The organism is Streptomyces sp. NPDC004134 (assembly GCF_042874195.1).
In the GTDB taxonomy this organism is placed as follows: Bacteria; Actinomycetota; Actinomycetes; order Streptomycetales; family Streptomycetaceae; genus Streptomyces.
Genome location: NZ_JBIAMS010000002.1, coordinates 480,648 through 501,826, shown reverse-complemented (window position 1 = coordinate 501,826; position 21,179 = coordinate 480,648). Strand labels below are relative to the sequence as shown.

Below are 21,179 nucleotides of genomic sequence, written 5' to 3'. Positions count from 1 at the left end.
GCGCCCCCGCCCCCCGCCCCCCCCGCGGGGGGGGGGGCCCCCCCCGCCGCCCCCCCCCCCCCCCCCGGGCGGCACGTTTCTGCAGGTGGGGCGCTGGTCAGGCGTCTTCGTGGACCACGACGGCGCGGCGGGCGTCGGCGTCCAGGACACCCCAGCCGATGAGCTGCTCGGTCAGCACCGAGGGCGACTGGTCGTAGATCACGGCGAGCGTGCGCAGGTCGTCCTGGCGGATGGAGAGGACCTTGCCGTTGTAGTCCCCGCGCTGGCTCTGGATCGTCGCCGCGTAGCGCTGCAGCGGGCCCGCCTTCTCCGCGGGGATCTGGGCCAGGCGCTCCAGGTCCAGCACGAGCTTCGGCGGCGGCTCCGCGGCCCCGCCGGGCGCCGAACCCGGGAGAAGCTCCTGCACCGGCACCCCGTAGAAGTCCGCCAGCTCGGCCAGGCGCTGCACGGTGACCGCACGGTCCCCGCGCTCGTACGACCCGACGACGACGGCCTTCCAGCGCCCCTGGGACTTCTCCTCCACGCCGTGCAGTGAGAGGCCCTGCTGGGTACGGATGCCCCGGAGCTTGGCCCCGAGCTGTTTGGCGTATTCGCTGGACATATGGCTCCCCGGACGACAGTCTGGTAACTCACTGTGAGGTTACGCAGCGTAACTTGGCTTCGTCAAGCGGAAGATTCATCCGGCCGCCACCCATCAGGGTGGTGCGCGCGCGGCGGTGGGGCGGCGGAGCCCCGGCGGCGGTGGTGTCCGGCCGCGCTGTTACGGTAGAGGGGACCTGACGTCCTTTAACGCCCGTCCTGTGAGGCGGGGAAGGGGGTCCTTTTCGTATGGACACGCACAGCCCTGAACCGGCGCGGCCCGTACTGGAGGCGCCGGACATCCAGCGGGTGCTGACCCGCATCGCGCACGAGATCGTGGAGCGCACCAAAGGCGCCCACGACGTGGTGCTCCTGGGCATCCCGACCCGCGGCGTGTGGCTCGGCCACCGGCTCGCCGCGAAGCTCGAAGAGATCACCGGCAGCAAGTTCGGCCAGTCGGGCGTCGGCTCGCTCGACATCACGATGTACCGCGACGATCTGCGCATGGGCCCGCCCCGCGCGCTCGCCCGCACGGACATCCCCGCGGAGGGGATCGACGGCCGGCTGGTGGTGCTCGTGGACGACGTGCTCTTCTCCGGACGCACGATCCGCGCGGCGCTCGACGCGCTGAACGACATCGGCAGGCCGCGGGCGGTCCAGCTCGCCGTCCTCGTCGACCGCGGCCACCGCGAGCTGCCCATCCGCGCCGACTACGTCGGCAAGAACCTCCCCACGTCGCTGCGGGAGACGGTCCGCGTCCAGCTCACCGAACAGGACGGCCGCGACGCCGTGCTGCTCGGCTCCAAGTAGGACGCCCGCCCCGCCCGCCGGCCCCCGGGGGCGTACGCCCCCGTGAGCCGCGGCGCGCGACCCGCCGTACCCACGACACCCCGGAGCACCCAGTGAAGCGCCATCTCATCTCGGCCGCCGACCTGTCCCGCGACGACGCCGTGCTGATCCTCGACACCGCCGAGGAGCTGGCCCGGATCGCGGACCGGCCCATCAAGAAACTGCCCACCCTGCGCGGCCGCACCGTGGTCAACCTCTTCTACGAGGACTCCACGCGCACCCGCATCTCCTTCGAAGCCGCCGCCAAGCGGCTCTCCGCCGACGTCATCAACTTCTCCGCCAAGGGCTCGTCGGTCTCCAAGGGCGAGTCCCTGAAGGACACCGCCCTGACCCTGGAGGCCATGGGCGCCGACGCCGTCGTCATCCGCCACCACGACTCCGGCGCCCCGCACCGGCTGGCCACCTCCGGCTGGATCAACGGCTCCGTCGTCAACGCGGGCGACGGCACCCACGAGCACCCCACGCAGGCGCTGCTCGACGCCTTCACCATGCGCCGCCACCTGGCGCCCGGCACCGGCGGGGGCCTCGACGGCCGCCGGATCACGGTCGTCGGCGACATCCTGCACAGCCGGGTCGCCCGCTCGAACGTGCTGCTGCTGCACACCCTCGGCGCCGAGGTCACCCTGGTCGCGCCGCCCACGCTGGTGCCGGTCGGCGTGGAGAGCTGGCCGTGCGAGGTCTCGTACGACCTGGACGCCGTGCTGCCGAAGTCCGACGGCGTGATGATGCTGCGGGTGCAGCGGGAGCGGATGAACGCCGCGTTCTTCCCCACCGAGCGCGAGTACGCCCGCCGCTACGGCCTCGACGGCGACCGGATGGCGCGCATGCCCGAGCACGCCCTCGTCATGCACCCGGGCCCGATGAACCGCGGCATGGAGATCACCGCCGAGGTCGCCGACTCGCCGCGCTGCACCGCCGTCGAGCAGGTCGCCAACGGCGTCTCCATCCGCATGGCCGTGCTCTACCTGCTGCTCGGCGGCGCACCGGGCGAGGCCCCCGCCGCAGCCACCACCGCCACCCCCGCCCCGACCACCGCACGCACCGAGGAGACCGACCGATGAGCAAGACCCTGATCCGCGGCGCGAAGATCCTCGGCGGCGAGGCCCGGGACGTCCTGGTCGACGGCGAGACGATCGCCGAGGTCGCCGAGCCCGGCGTGGCGCTGCCGGCCGGCGGCGCCGAGGTGGTCGAGGCCGCGGGCCACATCCTGCTGCCGGGACTGGTCGACCTCCACACCCACCTGCGCGAGCCCGGCCGGGAGGACTCCGAGACCGTCCTGACCGGCACCCGCGCCGCCGCGAAGGGCGGCTTCACCGCCGTCCACGCGATGGCGAACACCTTCCCCGTCGCCGACACCGCGGGCGTCGTGGAGCAGGTCTGGCGGCTGGGCCGCGAGTCCGGCTACTGCGACGTGCAGCCGGTCGGCGCCGTCACCGTGGGCCTGGAGGGCAAGCAGCTCGCAGAGCTGGGCGCCATGCACGAGTCGGCGGCCGGCGTCGTGGTCTTCTCCGACGACGGCAAGTGCGTGGACGACGCCGTGATCATGCGCCGGGCACTGGAGTACGTGAAGGCGTTCGACGGCGTCGTCGCGCAGCACGCGCAGGAGCCGCGGCTGACCGAGGGCGCCCAGATGAACGAGGGCGTCGTCTCCGCCGAGCTGGGTCTCGGCGGCTGGCCCGCCGCGGCCGAGGAGTCGGTCATCGCGCGGGACGTGCTGCTCGCCGCCCACGTCGACTCCCGGGTGCACATCTGCCACCTGTCCACCGCCGGCTCGGTGGAGATCGTGCGCTGGGCGAAGTCCAAGGGCTGGCGGGTCACCGCCGAGGTCACGCCGCACCACCTGCTCCTCACCGACGAGCTGGTCCGCTCCTACGACCCCGTCTACAAGGTCAACCCGCCGCTGCGCACCGAGACCGACGTGCGCGCGCTGCGCGAGGCGCTGGCCGACGGCACCATCGACTGCGTCGCCACCGACCACGCCCCGCACCCGCAGGAGGACAAGGACTGCGAGTGGGCCGCCGCCGCCATGGGCATGGTCGGCCTGGAGACGGCGCTGTCCGTCGTGCAGCAGACGATGGTCGACACCGGGCTGCTCGACTGGTCGGGCGTCGCCGACCGGATGTCCTTCCGTCCCGCCGCCATCGGCCGCCTCGACGGCCACGGCCGTCCCGTCGCCCCCGGCGAGCCCGCCAACCTCACCCTGCTCGATCCGGCCTACCGTGGGCGGGTGGATCCGCACAGCTTCGCCTCCCGCAGCCGCAACACCCCGTACGCGGGCCGCGAGCTGCCAGGACGGGTCACCCACACCTTCCTGCGCGGCCGGGCCACCCTCGCCGGAGGTGAGCCCGTATGAGGCTCGCCACCCTGCTCGCCGAGGAGCCGCGGTCGCAGCCGGTGACCGACTGGGCGGCGCGCATCGGCTGGGTCGTCGGCCTGATCCTCTTCATCGCGCTCGTCTACTGGCTGATGCGCGAGGGCTGGAAGTGGCGCGGCCAGCTCCAGTCCGGCATTCCGGACCTGCCCCCGATCCCCGAGGAGACCGGTCAGGTACGGCTGGAGCTGACCGGCCGCTACCACGGCACGACCGCCGCCGGGCAGTGGCTCGACCGCATCGTCGCCCACGGCCTCGGCGTACGCAGCCGCGTCGAGCTGACCCTCACCGAGCAGGGCCTGGCGGTCGTACGCCCGGGGGCCGCCGACTTCTTCGTCCCCGCCGCCCATCTGCGCGGCGCCCGGCTCGACAAGGCCATCGCGGGCAAGGTCCTCACCGAGGGCGGGCTGCTGGTGGTCACCTGGGCCCACGGCGGTGCGGAGTACGACTCCGGGTTCCGCTCCGACCACGCCGCCGAGCACGCCGCCTGGGTGGCGGCGCTCGGCGCCCCGACGACCGAGAACGCTCCCGCCGACGCCGCCGCGAGCACCGCAGACAGCACCACCACGGAAGGCACACGATGACCGCAGCCCACCGCGGCCAGGACAGCCCCGCCGTACTCGTCCTCGAAGACGGCCGCAGCTTCCGCGGCCGCGCCTACGGAGCGACGGGGGAGACCTTCGGCGAAGCCGTGTTCTCCACCGGCATGACCGGCTACCAGGAGACCCTGACCGACCCCTCGTACCACCGCCAGGTCGTCGTCATGACCGCCCCGCACGTCGGCAACACCGGCGTCAACGACGAGGACGCCGAGTCCGCCCGCATCTGGGTCTCCGGCTACGTCGTGCGCGACCCCGCCCGCGTCCCCTCCAGTTGGCGCGCCACCCGCTCCCTCGACGAGGAGCTGCGCCGCCAGGGCGTCGTCGGGATCTCCGGCGTCGACACCCGGGCGATCACCCGGCACCTGCGCGAGCGCGGCGCGATGCGCGTCGGGATCTTCTCCGGCGACCGGGTCGCGGACCCGGACGCGATGCTCGCCAGGGTGCGGGTGCAGGAGCAGATGAAGGGCGCGGACCTCGCGCCCGAGGTCGCCACCGACGAGCCGTACGTCGTCCCCGCGATCGGCGCGAAGCGCTTCACCGTCGCCGCGCTCGACCTCGGCATCAAGGGCATGACGCCGCGGCGCATGGCCGAGCGCGGCATCGAGGTGCACGTGCTGCCGGCCACCGCCACGGCCGAGGAGGTCTACGCGGTCCGGCCCGACGGCGTGTTCCTCTCCAACGGGCCCGGCGACCCGGCCGCCGCCGACCTCACCGTGGTCCGCGCGGTGCTGGAGCGCGGCACGCCGCTGTTCGGCATCTGCTTCGGCAACCAGCTCCTCGGCCGCGCCCTGGGCTTCGGCACGTACAAGCTGAAGTACGGCCACCGCGGCATCAACCAGCCCGTCCAGGACCGCACCACGGGCCGCGTCGAGGTCACCGCGCACAACCACGGCTTCGCCGTGGACGCCCCCCTGGACGAGATCACCGACACCCCGTACGGGCGCGCCGAGGTCAGCCACGTGTGCCTCAACGACCGGGTGGTCGAGGGCCTGCGGCTGCTCGACCGGCCGGCGTTCTCCGTCCAGTACCACCCCGAGGCGGCGGCGGGGCCGCACGACGCCGCGTACCTCTTCGACCGCTTCGTCCAGCTCATGGCCGCTCAGACGGCAAAGACAGCACCGCCAGCACAGGGAGCCCAGCGTGCCTAAGCGCACCGATATCCGGTCCGTCCTGGTCATCGGCTCGGGCCCGATCGTCATCGGCCAGGCCGCCGAGTTCGACTACTCCGGCACCCAGGCGTGCCGCGTGCTCAGGGCCGAGGGCCTGCGCGTCATCCTCGTCAACTCCAACCCGGCGACGATCATGACCGACCCGGAGATCGCCGACGCCACGTACGTCGAGCCGATCACCCCCGAGTTCGTCGAGAAGATCATCGCGCGCGAGCGCCCCGACGCCCTGCTGCCCACCCTCGGCGGCCAGACCGCGCTCAACACCGCGGTCTCGCTGCACGACTCCGGGGTGCTGGAGAAGTACGGCGTGGAGCTGATCGGCGCCAACGTCGAGGCCATCCAGAAGGGCGAGGACCGCGACCAGTTCAAGGACGTCGTCGCCGAGGTCCGCCGCAAGACCGGGCACGGCGAGTCCGCGCGCTCGGTGATCTGCCACACGATGGACGAGGTGGTGGCGGGCGTCGACGAACTCGGCGGCTACCCCGTGGTCGTCCGGCCCTCCTTCACCATGGGCGGCGCCGGCTCCGGCTTCGCGCACGACGAGGAGGAGCTGCGCCGCATCGCAGGACAGGGGCTCGCGCTCTCGCCGACGACCGAGGTGCTGCTCGAGGAGTCCATCCTCGGGTGGAAGGAGTACGAGCTGGAGCTGATGCGCGACAAGCACGACAACGTCGTGGTCGTCTGCTCCATCGAGAACCTCGACCCCATGGGCGTGCACACCGGCGACTCCGTGACCGTCGCCCCGTCGATGACGCTCACCGACCGTGAGTACCAGATCCTGCGCGACATCGGCATCGCCGTCATCCGCGAGGTCGGCGTCGACACCGGCGGCTGCAACATCCAGTTCGCGGTCGACCCCGCGGACGGCCGGGTCGTCGTCATCGAGATGAACCCGCGCGTCTCCCGCTCCTCCGCGCTCGCCTCCAAGGCCACCGGCTTCCCGATCGCCAAGATCGCCGCGAAGCTGGCCGTGGGCTACACCCTGGACGAGATCCCCAACGACATCACCCGCGAGACCCCCGCGTCCTTCGAGCCCACGCTCGACTACGTGGTGGTGAAGGTGCCCCGCTTCGCCTTCGAGAAGTTCCCCGCCGCCGACGCGACCCTCACCACCACGATGAAGTCGGTCGGCGAGGCCATGGCCATCGGCCGCAACTTCACCGAGGCGCTGAACAAGGCGCTGCGCTCGGTCGAGAAGAAGGACGCCCCCTTCGACTTCGCCGGCCCGCCGCCGGGTCCCGGCGAGAAGGCCGCGCTGCTGGAGAAGGCGGCCGTGCCCACGGACGGCCGGCTGAACACCGTGATGGCCGCCATCCGGGCCGGCGCCACCGAGGCGGAGGTGCACGAGGCGACGCGGATCGACCCGTGGTTCGTCGACCAGTTCTTCCTGATCAAGGAGGTCGCCGACGAGCTGGCCGCCGCGGACCACCTCGGCCCTGACCTGCTCGCGTACGCCAAGCGCCACGGCTTCTCCGACGCCCAGATCGCCGGCGTACGCGGGCTGCGCGAGGACGTGGTGCGCGAGGTGCGGCACGCGCTGGGCGTACGCCCGGTCTACAAGACCGTCGACACCTGCGCCGCCGAGTTCGCGGCCCGTACCCCGTACCTCTACTCCTCGTACGACGAGGAGACCGAGGTCGCCCCGCGCGAGCGGCCCGCGGTGATCATCCTCGGCTCCGGGCCCAACCGCATCGGCCAGGGCATCGAGTTCGACTACTCCTGCGTCCACGCCTCCTTCGCCCTCGGCGAGGCGGGCTACGAGACCGTGATGGTCAACTGCAATCCGGAGACCGTCTCCACCGACTACGACACCTCCGACCGGCTCTACTTCGAGCCGCTGACCCTCGAAGACGTGCTGGAGGTCGTGCACGCCGAGACCCAGGCGGGCCCGGTCGCCGGCGTCCTCGTGCAGTTGGGCGGGCAGACCCCGCTGGGCCTCGCGCAGGCGCTGAAGGACAACGGCGTGCCCGTCGCGGGCACGTCGCCGGAGGCGATCCACGCCGCCGAGGACCGCGGCGCGTTCGGCCGCGTGCTCGCCGAGGCGGGGCTGCCGGCGCCCAAGTACGGCACCGCGTTCTCCTTCGCCGAGGCCAAGACGATCGCCGCCGGGATCGGCTATCCGGTCATGGTGCGGCCGTCGTACGTGCTCGGCGGGCGCGGCATGGAGATCGTCTACGACGAGCCGTCGCTGGCCGCGTATCTGGAGCGGCACGCCGGGCTCATCTCCGAACACCCCGTCCTCGTCGACCGGTTCCTCGACGACACCATCGAGATCGACGTCGACGCGCTCTACGACGGCCGGGAGCTGTACCTGGGCGGCGTCATGGAGCACATCGAAGAAGCCGGCATCCACTCCGGAGACTCCGCCTGCGCGCTGCCCCCCATCACCCTCGGCGGGCACGACATCAAGCGGCTGCGCGCCTCCACCGAGGCCATCGCGCGCGGCGTCGGCGTGCGCGGGCTGATCAACATCCAGTTCGCACTGGCCGGGGACATCCTCTACGTGCTGGAGGCCAACCCGCGCGCCTCGCGCACCGTCCCCTTCACCTCCAAGGCCACCGCCGTCCCGCTGGCCAAGGCCGCCGCCCGCATCTCGCTCGGCGCCACCGTCGCCGAGCTGCGCGCGGAGGGCATGCTGCCGGCCACCGGCGACGGCGGCACGCTGCCGCTGGACGCGCCGATCTCGGTGAAGGAGGCCGTGCTGCCGTGGACCCGCTTCCGCGACATCCGCGGCCGGGGCGTCGACACCGTGCTCGGCCCCGAGATGCGCTCCACCGGCGAGGTCATGGGCATCGACAGCGTCTTCGGCACGGCGTACGCCAAGTCGCAGGCCGCCGCGTACGGCGCGCTGCCCACCCGGGGCCGCGCGTTCGTCTCGGTCGCCAACCGGGACAAGCGCTCGATGGTCTTCCCGGCCCGCGAGCTGGTCCAGCACGGCTTCGAGCTGCTGGCCACCTCCGGCACCGCGGAGGTGCTCAGGCGCAACGGCATCGCCGCGACCGTCGTGCGCAAGCACTCGCAGGGCCCAGGGCCCGACGGCGAGCGCACGATCGTGCAGTTGATCCACGACGGCGCCGTCGACCTCATCGTCAACACGCCGTACGGCACCGGCGGCCGGCTCGACGGCTACGACATCCGTACCGCCGCCGTCGCCCGCGGCGTGCCGTGCCTGACGACCGTCCAGGCGCTGGCCGCCGCCGTCCAGGGCATCGAGGCGCTGACCCGCGGCGAGGTGGGGGTGCGCTCCCTCCAGGAGCACGCCGGGCACCTCACCGAGGCCCGCGCCCGCTAGCCGCCGCCCCGAGTCGTCCCGAGCCCCCGCCGGTCCGCCACCGGTCCTGCGGGGGCCCGGCACCCGAAGCAGCCGAAGGTCCCTCATGTATCCCTTGCTCTTCCACAGCGTCCTCTCCCGGCTGGACTCCGAGCGGGCCCACCGCCTGGCGTTCGCGGCCATCCGCAGCGCTGCCGCCGCACCCGGCGTGCGCAGCGCCGTCCGCGTCACCGCGGCCCCCCGCCACCCCGAACTCCGCGTCCACGCGCTCGGCATCGACTTCCCCGGCCCCTTCGGGCTCGCCGCGGGCTTCGACAAGAACGCGGTCGGCATCGACGGGCTGACCATGCTGGGCTTCGACTTCGTGGAGGTCGGCACGGTCACCGCCACCGCCCAGCCGGGCAACGAGCCGACGCGGCTCTTCCGGCTGATCCCGGACCGGGCCCTGGTCAACCGGATGGGCTTCAACAACGACGGCTCCGCCGCCGTCGCCGCCCGCCTGGCCCGCCGCCGGTACGGCCGGCGTACCCCGTACCGGCCGCACGCCGTCGTCGGCGTCAACATCGGCAAGACCAAGGCCGTCCCCGAATCGGGTGCCATCGCCGACTACGTCACCTCCGCGGAACGGCTCGCGGGACACGCCGACTACCTCGTCGTCAACGTCTCCTCGCCCAACACCCCGGGACTGCGCGACCTCCAGGCCGTCGCCCACCTGCGCCCGCTGCTCGAAGCCGTCCGCGCCGCCGCCGACCGGGTCGCGGGCGGCACCGCCAGGGCCGCCGCGCCGGGCACCCACGGGCGCGTACCGCTGCTGGTCAAGATCGCCCCCGACCTCGCGGACGAGGACGTCGACGCGGTCGCCGACCTGGCCCTGGAGCTGGGCCTCGACGGCATCATCGCCACCAACACCACCATCGCCCGCGAGGACCTCGTCACCGCGCGCTCCCGGGTCGAGTCCATCGGCGCCGGCGGCCTGTCGGGAGCGCCGCTGCGGCGTCGCTCCCTGGAGGTGCTGCGCCGCCTCTACGCGCGCGTGGGCGCGCCCGGCGAGAACGGGATCGTGCTCGTCGGCGTCGGCGGCGTGGAGACCGCCGCACACGCCTGGGAGCGGATCCTCGCCGGCGCCACCCTCGTCCAGGGCTACAGCGCCTTCGTCTACGAGGGCCCGCTGTGGCCCCGCAGGATCCACCGCGGCCTGGCGGAGCTGCTGGCCGCGTCCCCGTACGCCACCCTCGCCGACGCCGTCGGCGCCGACGCCAGGAAGGCGACCGCATGACCCCCGAGCCCGCCGAGCCCTTCGGCAGCCGGCTGCACCGGGCCACGGCCGACCGCGGCCCGCTGTGCGTCGGCATCGACCCGCACGCCGCGCTGCTGGCCCGCTGGGAGCTGCCGGACGACCCGGCGGGTCTGGAGCGGTTCGCGATGACCGCCGTCGAGGCGCTGGCCGACCGCGTCGCCGTGCTCAAGCCGCAGTCCGCGTTCTTCGAGCGCTTCGGCTCCCGCGGCGTCGCCGTGCTGGAGAAGGCCGTCGCGGCGGCGCGGGCGGCCGGGGCGCTGGTCCTGATGGACGCCAAGCGCGGCGACATCGGCTCGACGATGGGCGGCTACGCCGCCGCGTACCTCGACAAGGACGCGCCGCTGCGCTCCGACGCGCTGACCGTCACCCCCTATCTCGGGTACGAGTCGCTGCGCCCCGCGCTGGACGCCGCCCACGCCGCAGGCGCCGGCCTCTTCGTCGTCACGCTCACCTCCAACCCGGAGGGCGCCGAGGTGCAGCGCGCCGCCGTGCACGGCGCGCACGGCGCACGAACCGTTGCGCAGACGATGCTGGACCACATCGCCGCCGAGAACCGCGGTGCGGAGCCGCTCGGTTCGGTCGGCGCCGTCGTCGGCGCCACCCTCGCCGAAGCCGGCGCCGACCTGGCCGTCAACGGCCCGCTGCTGGCCCCCGGCATCGGCGCCCAGGGCGCCGCGCCCGCGGACCTCCCGCGGGTCTTCGGCGCCGCGCTGCCCCAAGTCCTGCCCAGCGCAAGCCGGTCGGTGCTGGCGCACGGACCGGATACCGCGAGGCTGCGGGCGGCTGCCGAACAATTGGCCGATGACGTACGGAACGTATACCAATAAACCGGGTCATATGCCCAGAACTTGCCGCGGAACTTGAGTCTGACCAGGACTTTTCGTCTGTTCTCGCTGACTGGCGCGTTCTCGGCCGCTAGTCTCCGTCATCAGAGCGCGGGCGCCAGCGCGTTGCTCGTTGCTCCGCAGGTGCGGGGCCACTAGGTTCCACACCGTTCCATATCCGATTAGTTCGACATCCGAGGTGACGTAGGCGTGGCTCTTCCGCCCCTTACCCCTGAACAGCGCGCAGCCGCGCTCGAGAAGGCCGCAGCGGCTCGCCGGGAGCGCGCCGAGGTCAAGAATCGGCTGAAGCACTCCGGCGCTTCCCTGCACGACGTCATCAAGCAGGGCCAGGAGAACGACGTCATCGGCAAGATGAAGGTCTCCGCCCTGCTTGAGTCCATGCCCGGCGTGGGCAAGGTGCGCGCCAAGCAGATCATGGAGCGTCTCGGCATCTCCGAGAGTCGTCGGGTGCGCGGTCTGGGCTCCAACCAGATCGCCTCGCTTGAGCGCGAGTTCGGCAGCACCGGTTCCTGACCGTTCCGAGGCACTTCCGGAAACCGGGATAATCGCTGCATGAGTACAGCCTTCTCCCGGGGGGCGGCCCCCGTCCCGCCGGCAGATCGTCCGCGGCTGACCGTGCTCTCCGGCCCCTCAGGGGTCGGCAAGAGCACGGTCGTCGCGCATCTGCGCAAGGTCCATCCCGAGGTGTGGCTCTCGGTCTCCGCGACGACCCGCAGACCGCGCCCCGGCGAGCGGCACGGTGTCCAGTACTTCTTCGTCAGCGACGACGAGTTCGACAAGCTCGTCGCCAACGGCGAGCTGCTGGAGTGGGCGGAGTTCTCCGGCAACCGGTACGGCACCCCGCGCGGGCCCGTGCTGGAGCGGCTGGACGCCGGCGAGCCCGTGCTGCTGGAGATCGACCTCCAGGGGGCGCGGCTGGTCCGGGAGAGCATGCCCGACGCGATGCTGGTCTTCCTCGCCCCGCCGAGCTGGGACGAGCTGGTGCGCCGGCTCACCGGGCGCGGCACGGAGCCGCCGGAGGTCATCGAGCGCCGGCTGGCCGCGGCGCGGACCGAGCTGGCGGCCGAGGAGGAGTTCGACTCGACGCTTGTCAACACCTCCGTCGAGGACGTCTCCGCCGAGCTGCTAGCCTTGATGCAGGTTTGATTCGTGAAGTTTCACTGGAAGGCTGGATAGGTTGTCCTCTCCCATCACCGCGCCCGAGGGCATCATCAACCCGCCGATCGACGAGCTGCTTGAGGCGACCGACTCCAAGTACAGCCTCGTGATCTACGCGGCGAAGCGCGCGCGGCAGATCAATGCGTACTACTCCCAGCTCGGCGAGGGCCTGCTGGAGTACGTCGGCCCGCTGGTGGACACCCACGTGCACGAGAAGCCGCTGTCCATCGCGCTCCGCGAGATCAACGCGGGTCTGCTGACCTCCGAGGCCACCGAGGGCCCCGCGCAGTAGGCATCCCTCATCCGACGGGCCCGGCAGCGCGGCTGCCGGGCCCGTGGTGTGTCATGGGGGTGGAGACGACGAGCGGTGGGGAGCGGGACATGGCGGAAGCGGGCCAGGAGACGGCGGCGGGAGCGATGGCACCGGCCGAGGTGGTGCTGGGCGTCAGCGGCGGCATCGCGGCGTACAAGGCGTGCGAGCTGCTGCGGCTCTTCACCGAGTCGGGCCATGCGGTACGGGCCGTGCCCACGGCCGCCGCGCTGCACTTCGTCGGCGAGGCCACCTGGGCGGCCCTCTCCGGCCGTCCCGCCGCCACCGAGACCTGGGCGGACGTGCACGAGGTACCGCACGTGCGGATCGGCAGGCGGGCCGACCTCGTGGTCGTCGCCCCCGCCACCGCCGACGTGCTCGCCAAGGCCGCCCACGGCCTGGCCGACGACCTGCTGACGAACACCCTGCTCACCGCCTCCTGCCCGGTCGTCTTCGCGCCCGCCATGCACACCGAGATGTGGGAGCACCCCGCCACCCAGGCCAACGTGGCCACGCTGCGGGGCCGCGGCGCCGTGGTCATCGAGCCCGCCGTCGGGCGGCTCACCGGCGCCGACACCGGCAAGGGCCGGCTGCCGGAGCCGGCGGCGATCTTCGAGGTCTGCCGCCGCGCGCTCGCCCGCGGCGCCGGGGGGCCGGCCACCGACCTCGCCGGGCGGCACGTCGTCGTCAGCGCGGGCGGCACCCGCGAGCCGCTGGACCCCGTGCGCTTCCTGGGCAACCGCTCGTCCGGCCTGCAGGGGTACGCGCTGGCCCGTACCGCCGTCGCCCGCGGTGCCCGGGTCACGCTGCTGGCCGCGAACACCGCGCTGCCCGATCCCGCGGGCGCCGACATCGTGCGCGTGGGCACCGCCGTGGAGCTCCAGGAGGCCGTGGTGAAGGCCGCGGCCGACGCCGACGCCGTCGTCATGGCCGCCGCCGTCGCCGACTTCCGCCCGGTGACGTACGCCACCGGCAAGATCAAGAAGAAGGACGACCGCGAGCCGGACCCGATCACCCTCACCCGCAACCCCGACATCCTCGCCGGGATCTCCGCCGCCAGGCCGCACCCCGGGCAGGTCGTCGTCGGCTTCGCCGCCGAGACCGACGACGTGCTCGCCAACGGCCGCGCCAAGCTCGCCCGCAAGGGCTGCGACCTGCTCGTCGTCAACGAGGTGGGCGAGACCAAGGCGTTCGGCTCCGACGGCAACGAGGCCGTGGTGCTCACCGCCGACGGGCACGAGGTGCCCGTGCCGTTCGGGCCCAAGGAAGCGCTGGCCGACGTGGTGTGGGACCTCGTGGCGGAACGGCTCGGCTGAGCCGTCCCCGCCCGACACTCCGGCAGATTATTGCTGCTTTCCGGGGGAACACCTGCGGGAACCTGCTGTTCCCCAGGTCAACGGGCATCCAGGGACCGAGACGGGTTGTCCCCTGAGCGAGAGTCCCGGATAAAATGGCCCGCGGGCCCGTCCCGGAAGCGCCCGGCCCGGGTTCCGCAACCGATCAGCCAGCAGCCGCTGCAACCGTGGGGAGCGATGTGTCCCGCCGCCTTTTCACCTCGGAATCCGTTACCGAGGGCCACCCCGACAAGATCGCTGACCAGATCAGCGACGCCATCCTCGACGCCCTGCTCAAGGACGACCCGCACTCCCGCGTCGCCGTCGAGACCCTGATCACCACCGGCCAGGTGCACGTGGCCGGCGAGGTGACCACCTCCGGCTACGCGGACATCGCGACCCTCGTGCGGAACAAGATCCTGGAGATCGGGTACGACTCGTCGAAGAAGGGCTTCGACGGCGCCTCCTGTGGCGTCTCGGTGTCCATCGGCGCCCAGTCGCCGGACATCGCCCAGGGTGTGGACACCGCGTACGAGAGCCGGGTCGAGGGCTCCGGCGGCGACGACCTCGACCTCCAGGGCGCCGGCGACCAGGGCCTGATGTTCGGCTACGCCTGCGACGAGACGCCCGAGCTGATGCCGCTGCCCATCCACCTGGCGCACCGGCTCTCCGCCCGGCTCAGCGAGGTCCGCAAGAACGGGACCATCCCCTACCTGCGCCCCGACGGCAAGACGCAGGTCACCATCGAGTACAACGGCGACAAGGCGGCCCGGCTCGACACCGTCGTCGTCTCCTCGCAGCACGCCTCGGACATCGACCTGGACTCGCTGCTGACGCCCGACATCCGCGAGTTCGTCGTGGAGCCGGAGCTGAAGGCGCTCCTCGACGACGGCATCAAGCTGGACACCGAGGGCTACCGCCTGCTGGTCAACCCCACCGGCCGGTTCGAGATCGGCGGCCCGATGGGCGACGCCGGGCTCACCGGGCGCAAGATCATCATCGACACCTACGGCGGCATGGCCCGGCACGGCGGCGGCGCCTTCTCCGGCAAGGACCCGTCCAAGGTCGACCGCTCCGCCGCGTACGCGATGCGCTGGGTCGCCAAGAACGTCGTGGCCGCCGGGCTGGCCTCGCGCTGCGAGGTGCAGGTGGCGTACGCGATCGGCAAGGCCGAGCCGGTCGGGCTCTTCGTCGAGACCTTCGGCACCGCGACGGTCGACGTCGAGAAGATCGAGAACGCCATCTCCGAGGTCTTCGACCTCCGCCCGGCGGCGCTCATCCGCGACCTGGACCTGCTGCGCCCGATCTACTCCCAGACCGCCGCGTACGGCCACTTCGGCCGCCCGCTGGCCGACTTCACCTGGGAGCGGACCGACCGCGTCGACGCGCTGCGCAAGGCCGCCGGCATCTGAGCGCGCACCCCGCTTCCCCCGCGCTGGACAGCCCGAGGCCCCGGACCGCGGTCCGGGGCCTCCGGCCGTCCGGCGGGGTGTCCTTCGCGTCTGGTAGGACGGAGGGGTGAGCAGCGACGACGGCCGGGAGGCGGCACCCGAGGGAGCGGAGCAGCTCGCCCTCATCCGGGAGACCGTGCGCAAGGCCAAGGGCCCACGCGCCCGCCCGCGCACCTGGCGCGGCGCCGCGCTGGCCGAGGAGCTGCCCGTCGCCCGCGTCCTGGTCGACAAGGGCCTGCTCCACCTCGACCGCCTCTTCGACTACGCGGTGCCCGCCGCGATGGACGCCGAGGCGCGCCCCGGCGTCCGCGTCCGCGTCCGCTTCGGCGCCGGCGAGCGCGAGGGACGCCGGGAGGGCGGCGGGCTGATCAACGGGTACGTGGTCGAGCGCCGCGCCGACAGCGACTTCCCCGGCACCCTCGCGCCCCTTGCCCAGGTCCTCTCGCCCGAGCCCGTCCTGGGCGCGCAGCTCCTGGACCTGTGCCAGGCCGTCGCCGACCGGTACGCCGGCGCCCTCGCCGACGTCGTCCAGCTCGCGCTGCCGCCGCGGATGGCCCGGGCCGAGAAGAAGCCCTCGCCGGACCCGCTTCCGCCGCCGCCCGCCCCCGACGCCGGGAGCTGGGCGCGCTACGCCAACGGGCCCGGGCTGCTCGCCGCGCTGGCGGAAGGCGGCGCCCCGCGGGCGGTGTGGACGGCGCTGCCGGGACCCGACTGGCCAGAGGAGCTGGCCCGCGCGCTGGCCGCCGCCCTCGCCGCCGGCCGCGGCGCGCTCGCCGTGCTGCCCGACGGCCGCGCCGCCGCCCGCGTCGACGAGGCGCTGACCGCGCTCGTCGGCCGCGGCCGGCACGTGCTGCTCACCGCCGACGCCGGGCCCGAAGCGCGCTACCGCCGCTGGCTCGCCGTCAGCCGCGGCGCCGTCCGCGGCGTCGTCGGCACCCGGGCCGCCGCCTTCGCGCCCGTACGGGACCTCGGGCTCGCCGCCATCTGGGACGACGCCGACACCTCGCACGCCGACGACCGCGCGCCGCAGCCGCACGCCCGCGAGATCCTGGCCCTGCGCGCGGCCCGCGAGCACACCGGGCTCCTCGTCGGCGGCCACGCGTGCAGCGTCGAGGCCGCCCGGTACGTGGAGAGCGGCTGGGCGCAGCCCGTCGCCGCCCCCCGGGAGACGGTACGGGCCGCCGCGCCGCTCGTCCGCACGGTCGGCGACAGCGAGCAGGCCCGCGACGCGGCGGCCCGCGCCGCCCGGCTGCCGACGCTCGCGTGGCAGGTCGCGCGGGAGGGGCTGCGGGCCGGTCCGGTGCTGGTGCAGGTGCCCCGCCGGGGGTATGCGCCCCGGCTGGCCTGTGCCCGCTGCCGCGCGCCCGCGCGCTGCGCCCGCTGCGCGGGGCCGCTGGTGGGCGAGGGCCGCCGGGAGGCGCTGGTGTGCGGCTGGTGCGCGACGCGCGAGCACGCCTGGCGGTGCCCCGAGTGCGGCGGTACGCGGCTGCGCGCGCAGGTCGTCGGCGCCCGGCGGACGGCGGAGGAGCTGGGGCGGGCGTTCCCGTCTGTGCCGGTGCGCACGTCGGGGCGTGACCATGTGCTGGCGCGGGTGCCGGACGCCCCGGCGCTGGTCGTCAGCACGCCGGGCGCGGAGCCCGTCGCGGAGGGCGGGTACGCGGCGGCGCTGCTGCTCGACGGCTGGGCGCTGCTGAACCGGCCGGACCTGCGGGCCGGGGAGGAGGCGCTGCGGCGCTGGCTGACTGCGGCGGCGCTGGTCCGCGGCTCCGCGGTGGGCGGGGTGGCGGCGGTCGTCGCGGACCCGGCGCAGCGGCCGGTGCAGGCCCTGGTGCGCTGGGACCCGGCGGGCTTCGCCGGCACGGAGCTGGCGGAGCGCGCGGAGCTGGGCTTCCCGCCGGTGTCCCGGATGGCGGCGGTCTGGGGACCGGGGGAGGCGGTCACGGCGTTCGTCGGCGACGCGGGGCTGCCGCCGTCGACGGAGGTGCTGGGGCCGGTCCCGGTGCCGGAGTCGCCGGGCGGACGGGGTGCGGCGGGGGGCGGCCCGGCGCCGGGGGAGTCGTGGGAGCGGGTGCTGCTACGGGTCCCGCCGGGCCACGGAGCCGCCCTGGCGGCGGCCCTGAAGGCGGCGCAGGCGTCCCGCATGGCCCGCCGCACGGGCCCGCCGCTGCGCATCCGTATCGACCCGCCGGACATCGGCTGACCACGCGCGTCACCCCCGGCGGGGGCGGGGCGCCCGGCAAGGCGGCTCGGCACTCGCGCGGTCCTACGGGGCGGGCCGGGCGCCGGAGCGCCGGGCCGGGCACAGGGAGGAGCGGGACCCGGCTCCGGCGGGCGCGCGGCCCGGGAGGCTTCCGGGCGCGGCGGCGTTCCGGCCGCGTGTGAGCCGGGCGCGTGTGAGCCGGCCGCGGCATACGCCGGCGCGGGACCCGGCCCGGACCGGGCGGGCGGTCCGGGTGTCCTCAAGTACGGGAGCGTGCGGACGCGTCGGCGGCACGGCGGGCGTGACGTCCCGCCACACGCCGCGCACGGCGGCCGCACCGGCCGCCCGCAAACCCGGCCCTCCCGGCCGGGCGCCGTCAGGACTGCGTCATCGCCACCGCGTCCGTCTGCTGGGTCGGTGCGGCCGTGCCCGGGGCCGGGCGGGCGGCCGGGACGACCGGGAGCGTTCCCGACGGCAGCCGGGACTCGCCGGCCGCGGGGCCCGCGGCCTCGGTGGAGCCGGCCTGGGGCGGCTGCTGCGCGCGGCGCGTGCCGTAGCGGCGGTGGACCGCCTGCTTGGTGACTCCCAGCGCCGAGCCCACCGCGTCCCAGGAGAAGCCGAGCGAGCGGTCGAAGTCGACCGCCGCGGTCACCAGCGTCTCGACGTTGTCCCGCAGCTCCTGGGCGAGCCGCACCGTGGGCGCCGGGGCCCGCCCATACACGACGAAGCCCGCGGACGGGCCCGTCCGCCGGGGGCGGTAGACGTTGCCAAGCTGGGCGGTCAGGGTGCGCAGCGCGTCGACCTGCCTGCGCACCCTTTCGATGTCCCGCACCAGGAGCTGCAGGCTCGCCCGCGCCTGGGCGTCGTGGCTTGCGTGGTCGGCCATGGAGAAGCCTCTCGAACCGGCGTCGTTCGGATCGGGCCGCGGAGCGGCCCGTTTCGGTCGTTTTTCACTTTCCTGACTGAGCAACGCGACACTTACTCGGCGGTCACGGGTCGGGGGCGCGCGCTCCGTGCCCGGGAGCGTGCGGCCGACCGCACGCCCCTGGCGTATCCGGACCTCGGTGTTCCGCCCGCGCCCGCCCCCGGCCCCGCCTGCGCGGGTCCTAGACTTGGCCCGCTCCCGTCGCCGCCGGGACCGCCCGCCCCGTACGCCCACGCCCGCGCCACCGGCGCCGCCGAGAGGACCCGCACCGCCCATGAGGCTCGTTTTCGCCGGTACGCCCGAAGTCGCCGTTCCCGCCCTCGACGCCCTGCTCGCGTCGGACCGGCACGAGGTCGTCGCCGTCATCACCCGGCCCGACGCGCCCGCCGGGCGGGGCCGGCGGCTGGTGGCGAGCCCCGTCGCGCAGCGTGCCGAGGAGGCCGGGATCGAGGTGCTGAAGCCGGGGCGGCCCAGGGAGCCGGAGTTCCTGGACCGGCTGCGCGCCATCGGCCCGGACTGCTGCCCCGTCGTCGCGTACGGCGCCCTGCTGCCCAGGCCCGCGCTCGACATCCCCGTGCACGGCTGGGTCAACCTGCACTTCTCGCTGCTGCCCGCCTGGCGCGGGGCCGCGCCCGTGCAGCACGCGATCCTCGCCGGCGACGAGGTGACCGGCGCGACCACCTTCCGGATCGAGGAAGGGCTCGACTCCGGGCCGGTGTTCGGGGTCGTCACCGAGCAGGTGCGGCCCACTGACACCAGCGGCGACCTGCTGACCCGGCTGGCCATGGCCGGCTCGGGGCTGCTCGCCGCCACCATGGACGGGATCGAGGACGGCAGTCTCAAGGCCGTGCCGCAGCCCGCCGAGGGCGTGACGTCGGCGCCGAAGATCCAGGTGGCCGACGCGCGGCTGGACTTCGCCGCCCCCGCGCTGCGCGTCGACCGCGTGGTCCGCGGCTGCGCCCCCGCGCCCGGGGCCTGGACGACGTTCCGCGGCGAGCGGCTGAAGGTCCGCTCGGTCACCCCGCGCCCCGAGCGCACGGACCTGGCGCCCGGCGAGCTGGCCGTGGAGAAGTCCGCGGTGCACGTCGGCACCGGTTCGTACGCCGTGGAGCTGGAGTGGGTGCAGGCCCAGGGCAAGCGGCCGATGGCGGCCGCGGACTGGGCGCGCGGCGTGCGCATCGCCTCCGGCGAACGCCTCGGCGACGGGCCTGAGCCGGCCGGGGCGTAGGCTTCCGGTGTAAGCAACTGCCAGCCCCGGAGCACATTTCACGTGAGCGACCAGCCGCGCCGTCGCCGGCCCGCCAAGCCCTACCGCAGGCCGCAGAAGGATCCCGTACGGATCCTCGCCTACGACGCGCTCCGCGCGGTCGACGAGCGCGACGCCTACGCCAACCTCGTGCTGCCGCCCATGCTCCGGCAGGCCCGCCAGCGCGACGGCTTCGACGCCAGGGACGCGGCGCTGGCGACCGAGCTGGTCTACGGCACGCTGCGCCGCCAGGGCACGTACGACCGGATCATCGCCGCCTGCGTCGACCGCCCGCTGCGCGAGGTCGACCCCGAGGTGCTCGACGTCCTGAGCCTCGGCGCCCACCAGCTCCTCGGCACCCGCATCCCGCCGCACGCCGCCGTCTCGGCGACGGTGGAGCTGGGGCGCGTCGTGCTGGGCGACGGGCGGGCGCGGTTCGTCAACGCCGTGCTGCGCAAGATCGCCGCCCGCGACCTGGACGCCTGGCTGGCCGAGGTGGCGCCCCCCTACGCCGACGACCCGGAAGAGCACCTCGCCGTCGTCCACTCCCACCCCCGCTGGATCGTCTCCGCGCTCTGGGACGCGCTCGGCGGCGGCCGGGCCGGGATGGAGGAGCTGCTGACCGCCGACAACGAGCGGCCCGAGGTCACCCTCGTCGCCCGCCCCGGACGGGCCACCCCGGAGGACCTGAGCGGCCCGGACACGCTGCCGGGGCGCTGGTCCCCGTACGCGGTGCGGCTGGCCGAGGGCGGCGACCCGGGTGCGCTGGACGAGGTGCGCGACGGCCGGGCAGGCGTGCAGGACGAGGGCAGTCAGCTCGTCGCGCTGGCGCTCGCGAACGCCCCGCTGGAGGGCCCCGACAGCCGCTGGCTCGACGGCTGCGCCGGTCCCGGCGGCAAGGCGGCGCTGCTGGCGGCGCTGGCCGCGGAGCGCGGCGCGGCGCTGGTGGCGGCCGAGAAGCAGCCGCACCGGGCCAGGCTGGTCGCCCGCGCGCTGGCCGGCAACCCGGGCCCGTACCAGGTCGTCGTCGCCGACGGCACCCGCCCGGCCTGGCGGCCCGGCGGCTTCGACCGCGTCCTCGTCGACGTCCCCTGTACGGGCCTGGGCGCCCTGCGCCGCCGCCCCGAGGCCCGCTGGCGCCGCCGCCCGGAGGACCTGGAGGGCTTCGCGCCGCTCCAGCGGGCGCTGCTGGAGGACGCGCTGCGGGCCGTACGCACCGGGGGCGTCGTCGGCTACGTCACCTGCTCCCCGCACCCCGCCGAGACCCGCGCGGTCGTCGACGACGTGCTGAAGGCGGCCGGGGCCCCCGCCGCCGAGCTGGTCGACGCCCGCCCGCTGCTGCCCGGCGTACCGGAGCTCGGCGAAGGACCCGACATCCAGCTCTGGCCGCACCGCCACGGCACCGACGCGATGTACCTCGCACTGCTGCGCCGCACCGGCTGAGCCCCCGTCCGCGGCCGGCTCCCGGCCCCGGGGCGGAGGGACCGGCACCGAACCCGACATTCCGGCCCACGCGCGGTGAACAGGGAGTGGCAGCACGGGTACCGCGGCCCCTGCCCCGCCGCGGGCATG

Annotated in this window: 18 protein-coding genes; 16 read left to right on the top strand and 2 right to left on the bottom strand. The window is 74.5% G+C overall.

Translation table 11 applies throughout. From position 1 onward, the window contains the following. Nucleotides 1-97: 97 nt before the first annotated feature. Nucleotides 98-601: a transcriptional regulator gene (locus ACFYVJ_RS05365; protein WP_018836716.1), complete on the bottom strand. Its 504-nt coding sequence runs from the start codon at nt 599-601 to the stop codon at nt 98-100. 227 nt (nt 602-828) lie between these two features. On the opposite strand from ACFYVJ_RS05365, the gene pyrR reads away from it, so the two are divergent. The 14 genes from pyrR to ACFYVJ_RS05295 all read left to right on the top strand — a co-directional run bounded on the left by pyrR (nt 829) and on the right by ACFYVJ_RS05295 (nt 17,436). Continuing rightward, nucleotides 829-1,389: a bifunctional pyr operon transcriptional regulator/uracil phosphoribosyltransferase PyrR gene (gene pyrR / locus ACFYVJ_RS05360; protein ID WP_101425550.1), complete on the top strand. Its 561-nt coding sequence runs from the start codon at nt 829-831 to the stop codon at nt 1,387-1,389. Between the two features lie 92 nt (nt 1,390-1,481). Continuing rightward, nucleotides 1,482-2,489 (top strand): aspartate carbamoyltransferase catalytic subunit, encoded by a 1,008-nt coding sequence (locus ACFYVJ_RS05355; protein ID WP_388886790.1) that lies wholly within the window; start codon nt 1,482-1,484, stop codon nt 2,487-2,489. Further along, the gene (locus ACFYVJ_RS05350; RefSeq protein WP_388886788.1) at nt 2,486-3,781 is read left to right on the top strand and encodes a dihydroorotase; all 1,296 of its coding nucleotides are present in this window, start codon (nt 2,486-2,488) and stop codon (nt 3,779-3,781) included. Before ACFYVJ_RS05355 ends, ACFYVJ_RS05350 begins: the two co-directional genes overlap by 4 nt. Next, a complete protein-coding gene (locus ACFYVJ_RS05345) occupies nt 3,778-4,383 on the top strand; it encodes a hypothetical protein (RefSeq protein ID WP_388886786.1) in 606 nt (201 codons plus the stop codon). The genes ACFYVJ_RS05350 and ACFYVJ_RS05345 overlap by 4 nt, the downstream gene beginning before the upstream one ends. Continuing rightward, nucleotides 4,380-5,549 (top strand): glutamine-hydrolyzing carbamoyl-phosphate synthase small subunit, encoded by a 1,170-nt coding sequence (gene carA, locus ACFYVJ_RS05340; RefSeq protein ID WP_388886784.1) that lies wholly within the window; start codon nt 4,380-4,382, stop codon nt 5,547-5,549. Before ACFYVJ_RS05345 ends, carA begins: the two co-directional genes overlap by 4 nt. Beyond that, nucleotides 5,542-8,862 carry a carbamoyl-phosphate synthase large subunit gene (gene carB / locus ACFYVJ_RS05335; protein WP_388886782.1) on the top strand — a complete coding sequence of 1,107 codons (3,321 nt, stop codon included), beginning with the start codon at nt 5,542-5,544 and terminating at the stop codon, nt 8,860-8,862. Before carA ends, carB begins: the two co-directional genes overlap by 8 nt. Nucleotides 8,863-8,947: 85 nt before the next feature. Next, a complete protein-coding gene (locus tag ACFYVJ_RS05330) occupies nt 8,948-10,117 on the top strand; it encodes a quinone-dependent dihydroorotate dehydrogenase (protein WP_388886780.1) in 1,170 nt (389 codons plus the stop codon). Next, nucleotides 10,114-10,965, top strand: coding sequence for an orotidine-5'-phosphate decarboxylase (gene pyrF, locus ACFYVJ_RS05325; protein WP_388886778.1), 852 nt, complete (start codon nt 10,114-10,116; stop codon nt 10,963-10,965). The genes ACFYVJ_RS05330 and pyrF overlap by 4 nt, the downstream gene beginning before the upstream one ends. A 207-nt stretch (nt 10,966-11,172) precedes the next feature. After that, the gene (locus ACFYVJ_RS05320; RefSeq protein WP_018836707.1) at nt 11,173-11,496 is read left to right on the top strand and encodes an integration host factor; all 324 of its coding nucleotides are present in this window, start codon (nt 11,173-11,175) and stop codon (nt 11,494-11,496) included. Nucleotides 11,497-11,535: 39 nt separating this feature from the next. Then, a complete protein-coding gene (gene gmk / locus ACFYVJ_RS05315; RefSeq protein WP_101425558.1) occupies nt 11,536-12,129 on the top strand; it encodes a guanylate kinase in 594 nt (197 codons plus the stop codon). A gap of 31 nt (nt 12,130-12,160) precedes the next feature. Further along, nucleotides 12,161-12,433, top strand: coding sequence for a DNA-directed RNA polymerase subunit omega (gene rpoZ / locus ACFYVJ_RS05310; protein WP_018836705.1), 273 nt, complete (start codon nt 12,161-12,163; stop codon nt 12,431-12,433). An 89-nt stretch (nt 12,434-12,522) separates the two neighbouring features. Beyond that, on the top strand, nt 12,523-13,767 hold the full coding sequence (gene coaBC / locus ACFYVJ_RS05305) for a bifunctional phosphopantothenoylcysteine decarboxylase/phosphopantothenate--cysteine ligase CoaBC (RefSeq protein ID WP_388886776.1): 1,245 nt from the start codon (nt 12,523-12,525) through the stop codon (nt 13,765-13,767). Between the two features lie 218 nt (nt 13,768-13,985). After that, nucleotides 13,986-15,197, top strand: a complete 1,212-nt coding sequence (gene metK / locus ACFYVJ_RS05300; protein WP_018836703.1) for a methionine adenosyltransferase — start codon at nt 13,986-13,988, stop codon at nt 15,195-15,197. 106 nt (nt 15,198-15,303) lie between these two features. Next, complete coding sequence (locus ACFYVJ_RS05295) at nt 15,304-17,436, top strand: primosomal protein N' (RefSeq protein ID WP_388886775.1); 2,133 nt, start codon at nt 15,304-15,306, stop codon at nt 17,434-17,436. Between the two features lie 376 nt (nt 17,437-17,812). Here the strand turns inward: ACFYVJ_RS05295 and ACFYVJ_RS05290 are convergent, their stop codons facing one another. Further along, a complete protein-coding gene (locus ACFYVJ_RS05290) occupies nt 17,813-18,322 on the bottom strand; it encodes a hypothetical protein (protein WP_388886773.1) in 510 nt (169 codons plus the stop codon). Between the two features lie 313 nt (nt 18,323-18,635). Here ACFYVJ_RS05290 and fmt point away from each other — a divergent pair, with 313 nt between their 5' ends. Together fmt and ACFYVJ_RS05280 are read left to right on the top strand one after the other, a co-directional pair. Continuing rightward, nucleotides 18,636-19,589, top strand: coding sequence for a methionyl-tRNA formyltransferase (gene fmt, locus ACFYVJ_RS05285; RefSeq protein WP_388886772.1), 954 nt, complete (start codon nt 18,636-18,638; stop codon nt 19,587-19,589). Nucleotides 19,590-19,631: 42 nt separating this feature from the next. Then, a complete protein-coding gene (locus ACFYVJ_RS05280; RefSeq protein ID WP_388886771.1) occupies nt 19,632-21,050 on the top strand; it encodes an RsmB/NOP family class I SAM-dependent RNA methyltransferase in 1,419 nt (472 codons plus the stop codon). The last annotated feature ends 129 nt before the right edge of the window (nt 21,051-21,179 follow it).

What these genes read in the sequence shown, in the direction of transcription:
- ACFYVJ_RS05365 (WP_018836716.1), bottom strand. Translation starts at nt 601, where the DNA reads ATGTCCAGCGAATACGCCAAACAGCTCGGGGCCAAGCTCCGGGGCATC.
- pyrR (WP_101425550.1), top strand. Translation starts at nt 829, where the DNA reads ATGGACACGCACAGCCCTGAACCGGCGCGGCCCGTACTGGAGGCGCCG.
- ACFYVJ_RS05350 (WP_388886788.1), top strand. Translation starts at nt 2,486, where the DNA reads ATGAGCAAGACCCTGATCCGCGGCGCGAAGATCCTCGGCGGCGAGGCC.
- ACFYVJ_RS05345 (WP_388886786.1), top strand. Translation starts at nt 3,778, where the DNA reads ATGAGGCTCGCCACCCTGCTCGCCGAGGAGCCGCGGTCGCAGCCGGTG.
- carA (WP_388886784.1), top strand. Translation starts at nt 4,380, where the DNA reads ATGACCGCAGCCCACCGCGGCCAGGACAGCCCCGCCGTACTCGTCCTC.
- ACFYVJ_RS05330 (WP_388886780.1), top strand. Translation starts at nt 8,948, where the DNA reads ATGTATCCCTTGCTCTTCCACAGCGTCCTCTCCCGGCTGGACTCCGAG.
- pyrF (WP_388886778.1), top strand. Translation starts at nt 10,114, where the DNA reads ATGACCCCCGAGCCCGCCGAGCCCTTCGGCAGCCGGCTGCACCGGGCC.
- gmk (WP_101425558.1), top strand. Translation starts at nt 11,536, where the DNA reads ATGAGTACAGCCTTCTCCCGGGGGGCGGCCCCCGTCCCGCCGGCAGAT.
- coaBC (WP_388886776.1), top strand. Translation starts at nt 12,523, where the DNA reads ATGGCGGAAGCGGGCCAGGAGACGGCGGCGGGAGCGATGGCACCGGCC.
- ACFYVJ_RS05290 (WP_388886773.1), bottom strand. Translation starts at nt 18,322, where the DNA reads ATGGCCGACCACGCAAGCCACGACGCCCAGGCGCGGGCGAGCCTGCAG.
- fmt (WP_388886772.1), top strand. Translation starts at nt 18,636, where the DNA reads ATGAGGCTCGTTTTCGCCGGTACGCCCGAAGTCGCCGTTCCCGCCCTC.